Raw genomic sequence first — 5568 nt, 5'->3', positions numbered from 1 at the left:
TCCAACCACCCCTCCACCGCCCCTGACCGGACTGAAGACTGCCTCCACTCACCTACGACATCCGCTTTGTGCTCTTGAATCTCAACCGGGCTCAGCTCAGGTACGCCAGCAGATCCTGCCTGGTCAGCACGCCCGCGGGCTTCCCGTCGACGAGTACCATCGCGGCGTCGGCATTCTCCAGCAGACTGACCGCCTCGCTCACCGGCTGACCGCCGCCGATCATGGGGAGCGGGTCGCCCATGTGGCGCTCGATCGTGTCGTGGAGATGGGCCTGGCCGGAGAAGAGGGCGTCGAGCAGCGATTTCTCCGCTATCGAGCCGGCCACCTCGCCCGTGACGACCGGCGGCTCGGCCTTGAGGACCGGGAGCTGGCTCACGCCGTACTCGCGCATGTAGTCGATGGCGTCGCGGACGGTCTCGGTCGGGTGGACGTGGATCAGCGGCGGCATGGCGCCGCTCTTGGACTCGAGGGCCATGGCGACCGTGGGAGCGCCGTCGCCGGTGCTCAGGAAGCCGTAGCGCGCCATCCACGTGTCGTTGAAGATCTTGGACAGGTAGCCGCGGCCGCCGTCGGGGAGCAGGACCACGATGACGTCGTCGGGGCCGGCCTTGCGGGCCACTTCCAGCGCCGCGACGACGGCCATGCCGCAGCTGCCGCCGACGAGGAGACCTTCCTCACGGGCGAGGCGGCGGGTCATCTCGAACGAGTCGGAGTCGGAGACCTCGACGACCTCGTCCGCCACGCCGCGGTCGTAGGTCTCGGGCCAGAAGTCCTCGCCGACGCCCTCGACCAGATAGGGCCGGCCGGTCCCGCCGGAGTAGACCGAGCCCTCGGGGTCGGCGCCGACGACCCGGACCGGGCCCTGCTCCTTGAGGTAGCGGCCGACGCCGCTGATCGTGCCGCCGGTGCCCATGCCCGCGACGAAGTGGGTGATCCGCCCCTCGGTCTGCTTCCAGATCTCGGGGCCGGTCTCCTCGTAGTGGGAGCGGGGGTTGGCCGGGTTGCTGTATTGGTTCGGCTTCCAGGCGCCGGGGATCTCCCGGGTCAACCGGTCGGAGACGTTGTAGTAGGAGCGCGGGTCCTCCGGGGCCACCGCGGTCGGGCAGACCACGACCTCCGCGCCGTAGGCCCGGAGGACGTTCATCTTGTCCTCGCTCACCTTGTCGGGGCACACGAAGATGCACCGGTAGCCCCGCAGCTGCGCCACCAGCGCCAGCCCGACGCCGGTGTTGCCGCTGGTGGGCTCGACGATGGTGCCGCCCTCGGCGAGCAGGCCGGCCTTCTCCGCGTCCTCGACCATGCGTAGCGCGATGCGGTCCTTCACGGACCCGCCGGGGTTGAAATATTCCACCTTGGCGAGCACCGTGGCCGCGATGCCGGCCGTGACGCTCCGCAGCCGGACGAGGGGGGTGTCCCCGATGATCTCGACGACGTTGTCGTAATACCGCACGTCCTGTGCCCTTCTGAGTGCCTGACCTGGGTGAGGCCCAGCGTAGGGCCTGACGTTACGTCAGGTGCCAGGGCACGGATGGAGTGAAGGTCAACGCTTGACGTACCCGGGGATTGTCGCGTCGCGCTGCCGCTCCCACTCGAGGAAGCGCTCGGTCTCCGCGAGCACCGTGCCGGCCAGCCAGGTGATCATCACGGCGTCGTCGGCGAGGCCGAAGATGAGGAAGGCCGCCTCCGGGATGACGTCGATGGGCGAGATCACGTACGCCGTCGCGGCCGCCATCATCGCCACGCGCAGGCCGCCGTCGTACTCCCGGCGGGCTGTGGCCTTCATCATGCGGGGCAGGGCGGCCAGCCGCTTGCCGAGGGAGGGGCCGCCGCGCGCTCCGGACACCAACGCCTTGGCGAGCGCGGTGAAGGCCGCGGTCCGCTGCAACGTTCTAGCCATGTCGTCCCCTTTCGCTGCCTCCAGCATGACGCGTGTCCGCCACGTTCGCCTCTTCGCTCACAGTCCGTTGCCGTTTTGTCGCACTCGCGCGTTAGCCTCGAAGGCCCCACCTTCGCCGGCGGCCGAGATCACCCATCATCGGCTGACGGACAGGTTCCACCGAGCCGGAAGCGAGGGAGACCGTGGGACAAGTGCACAGATTGACGGAGATCGACCGGCGCCGCATCAGGATCGCCGGCCAGGTCGCCGGCGGGGTCACCGGCGCCGCCGCCGGGCTCACCCTCCTCTCGGCGGGCGTGCTGCTGCGCCAGGCGGCCGACGCCCGCAAAATCATCCCCATGGCCGAGGCGCCGCCCCCGCGCGGCGACGGCCTCTACGGGCCCAAGTTCCCGGGCAAGCCGCTGCACATGGTGATCCTCGGCGACTCCTCCGCCGCGGGCTACGGCGTGCACCGCCCCCGCGAGACCCCGGGCGCCCTGCTGGCCACCGGCGTCGCCCGCCGCCTGCGCCGCCCCGTGCGGCTGCACCGGTTCGCGGTCGTCGGCGCGGTCTCGTCCGGCCTGGTCCATCAGGTCGACGCCGCGCTCGAGCACAAGCCCGAAGTCGCCGTCATCATCATCGGCGGCAACGACGTCACCCACGTCTCCGACCGCTCCGGCGCCGTGCGTCACCTCGGCACCGCCGTCCGCCGCCTGCGCGAGGCCGGCTGCAAGGTCGTCGTCGGCACCTGCCCCGACATCGGCGCCATCCAGCCGATCAAGCCGCCCCTGCGCTGGCTGGCCCGCACGTGGAGCCGCCAGCTCGCCGCCGAGCAGACGGTCGCGGTGGTGGAGAACGGCGGCCGCTCGGTGTCGCTGTGCGACCTGCTCGGGCCGTTCTTCTATGCCGACCCGGTCCGGATGTTCGGGTCGGACCGCTTCCACCCGTCGGTCGAGGGCTACGCCCGCGCGGCCGCCGTCATCATGCCCACGCTCATGGCCGTGCTGGGCGAGGACGACCGCACCCCGGTCACCGGAAACCAGGGCGTGCGCAGCCTGTCCGAGGCGGCCCAGGCGGCCGTCCGGTCGGCCGGCACCGAGGTCAGCCCGGCCCAGGTCAACGGGCGCGACAGCGGGCCGGCGGGGCGCTGGGCCCGGCTGCGGCACCACCCGTGGTTCGGCGAGTCGCGGCACTGGTTCGGCCAGCGCGCGCCATCCGACATTTCGGCCACGCCCGGCGACACGCCGGCGGAGATCGCGCCGGACATCGCCGGGACGAGGGCGCATGTGCCGGGTCGCAAGGGCATACGTGTTACCCGTGGGTCAGGTCGGTCGGCCTCCGGGGCCGTAGGCTGGACCCCGGAGGATCATCCGGCCCCGGCCGACTGATCCTCCCGGCGGCAGATCGTCGCCGGCGATGCTTCGGTGGCGCCCCGCGCCGCCGATGAGGTGGGACAACGTCCCGCCGATGAGGTGGGACAACGTCGCGGCGACGCGACGGCGGACGAGGCGCTGGCAGGGAGGCGACATGACGAGCCTTACGGGACGGGTCGGCAGAGCGGCGGCCACCACGTTGTTCGCTTCCGCCGTGGGCGGCGTCGCGCTGCTCACGGGCGAGGCCCTCGCCGCGAAGAGCCGGCGCTACGCGAAGCCGACCATGGGCCTCGCGCTGCGCACCTCAATGGGCCCGACGAGCGCTCCCACGCTGCGGCTGGTGCTGCTCGGCGACTCCGCGGCCATCGGCGTCGGCGTCGAGTGGCTCTCCGAGACGGTCGGCGGCCAGCTGGCCCGACTGCTCGCGGAGGGCACCCCGGAGGCTGGTCAGCGGCACGTCCTGCTCTCCAGCGTCGGCGTGGCCGGGTCGCGCTCCACTGATCTCGCGACGCAGGTGGCCCGGGCGCTGCTCGGCGACCGGCCCGACGTGGCGGTCGTGCTGATCGGCGCCAACGACGCGACCGGCCTGCGCAGCCCCGACGAGTCGGCGCAGCACCTCGGCAACGCCGTGCGCCGCTTGCGGGACGCGGGCGTGCAGGTGGTCGTCGGCACGTGCCCCGACCTGGGCGCCGTGCGGTCGATCGCGCAGCCGTTGCGGCAGGTCACCGGCTGGCTCGGGCGCCGCATGGCCCGCGCGCAGGCCGCCGAGGTGACCGCCGGGGGCGGTGCCGTGGTCGACCTGGGCGAGGAGACCGGCGCGGTCTTCCGGGCCGACGCGGGGACGCTCTGCTACGACGGCTTCCACCCGTCCGCGGACGGCTACCGGGTGTGGGCGCACGCGCTCTACCCCGCGGTTCTCGACGCGGCGCAGGCGGCCGGGCGGCGCTCGATCCAGGAGTGACAAAATGACACTTCCGGCTAAGTTACCCGCGGGTTAACGTGGGTTCATGCCCGAAGCCGTCATTGTCGCCACCGCCCGCTCACCCATCGGCCGGGCCCACAAGGGCTCGCTGACCGAGCTGCGCGCCGATGATCTCGCCACCACGATCATCGATGCGGCGCTCGCCAAGGTGCCCCAGCTCGACCGCACCCTCATCGAGGACCTCTACCTCGGCTGCGGGCTGCCCGGCGGCGAGCAGGGCTTCAACATGGCCCGCGTGGTCGCCGTCAAGCTGGGCCTCGACGGCCTGCCCGGCGCCACCGTCACCCGCTACTGCTCGTCGTCGCTGCAGACGACCCGGATGGCCTTCCACGCGATCAAGGCCGGCGAGGGCGACATCTTCGTCAGCGCCGGCGTCGAGACGGTGTCGCGCTTCGCCCGGGGCAGCTCCGACGGCCTGCCCTCCGCGGCGCAGGAGCTCGTCGGCGGCCCCTGGACCAATCCGGAGTTCGCCGCCGCCCAGGCCCGCACCGATGGCTATGCCCAGGGCGGCCGGACCTGGCACGACCCGCGCGAGGACGGCGAGCTGCCGGACATCTACGTGGCGATGGGCCAGACCGCCGAGAACCTGGCGCAGGTCAAGGGGGTCACGCGCGAGGAGATGGACGAGTTCGGCGTACGCAGCCAGAATCTCGCCGAGAAGGCCATCGCCGACGGTTTCTGGCAGCGCGAGATCACCCCCGTCACCACGCCCAGCGGCAAGGTCGTCAGCGTCGACGACGGCCCGCGCCCCGGCGTGACCCTCGAGGGCGTGTCCGGCCTCAAGCCCGTCTTCCGCCCCGACGGCCGCGTCACCGCCGGCAACTGCTGCCCGCTCAACGACGGCGCCGCCGCGGTGGTCGTGATGAGCGACACCAAGGCGCGCGAACTCGGCATCACCCCGCTCGCCCGCATCGTCTCGACCGGCGTCACCGCCCTCTCCCCCGAGATCATGGGCCTCGGTCCGGTCGGCGCGTCCCGCCAGGCCCTCGCCCGCGCCGGCATGACCATCGGCGACGTCGACCTGGTCGAGATCAACGAAGCCTTCGCCGCGCAGGTCATCCCCTCCTACCGCGACCTCGGCATCCCGATCGACAAGCTCAACGTCAACGGCGGCGCGATCGCGGTCGGCCACCCCTTCGGCATGACCGGCGCGCGCATCACCGGCACGCTGCTCAACGCCCTCGACTGGCACGACAAGAGCGTCGGCCTCGAGACGATGTGCGTCGGCGGCGGGCAGGGGATGGCGATGGTGCTCGAGCGGATGAGCTGAGGAGGGCGGTCCTTCCCGCCGCCGAGAAGACGCAAGAGCAAAGTCAAATGCGGATGTCGTAGGTGGG

Annotated in this window: 5 protein-coding genes; 3 read left to right on the top strand and 2 right to left on the bottom strand. The window is 72.1% G+C overall.

What is annotated here, in order from left to right:
* Positions 1-91 precede the first annotated feature (91 nt).
* The gene (locus tag RAN62_RS40895) at positions 92-1450 is read right to left on the bottom strand and encodes a cystathionine beta-synthase (RefSeq protein WP_305790289.1); all 1359 of its coding nucleotides are present in this window, start codon (positions 1448-1450) and stop codon (positions 92-94) included.
* Between the two features lie 90 nt (positions 1451-1540).
* Complete coding sequence (locus RAN62_RS40890) at positions 1541-1897, bottom strand: YkvA family protein (RefSeq protein WP_305790288.1); 357 nt, start codon at positions 1895-1897, stop codon at positions 1541-1543.
* Between the two features lie 182 nt (positions 1898-2079).
* On the opposite strand from RAN62_RS40890, the gene RAN62_RS40885 reads away from it, so the two are divergent.
* The 3 genes from RAN62_RS40885 to RAN62_RS40875 all read left to right on the top strand — a co-directional run bounded on the left by RAN62_RS40885 (position 2080) and on the right by RAN62_RS40875 (position 5501).
* A complete protein-coding gene (locus tag RAN62_RS40885) occupies positions 2080-3264 on the top strand; it encodes an SGNH/GDSL hydrolase family protein (RefSeq protein ID WP_438874611.1) in 1185 nt (394 codons plus the stop codon).
* A gap of 139 nt (positions 3265-3403) precedes the next feature.
* On the top strand, positions 3404-4210 hold the full coding sequence (locus tag RAN62_RS40880; RefSeq protein WP_305790286.1) for an SGNH/GDSL hydrolase family protein: 807 nt from the start codon (positions 3404-3406) through the stop codon (positions 4208-4210).
* A 46-nt stretch (positions 4211-4256) separates the two neighbouring features.
* Complete coding sequence (locus RAN62_RS40875; RefSeq protein WP_305790285.1) at positions 4257-5501, top strand: acetyl-CoA C-acetyltransferase; 1245 nt, start codon at positions 4257-4259, stop codon at positions 5499-5501.
* Positions 5502-5568: the final 67 nt, after the last annotated feature.

Origin of the sequence: Symbioplanes lichenis (assembly GCF_030709675.1) — a bacterium.
GTDB lineage: Bacteria > Actinomycetota > Actinomycetes > Mycobacteriales > Micromonosporaceae > Actinoplanes > Actinoplanes lichenis.
The sequence above is the reverse complement of the archived record's forward strand: the minus strand, read 5'-3'. Positions and strand labels throughout refer to the sequence as shown.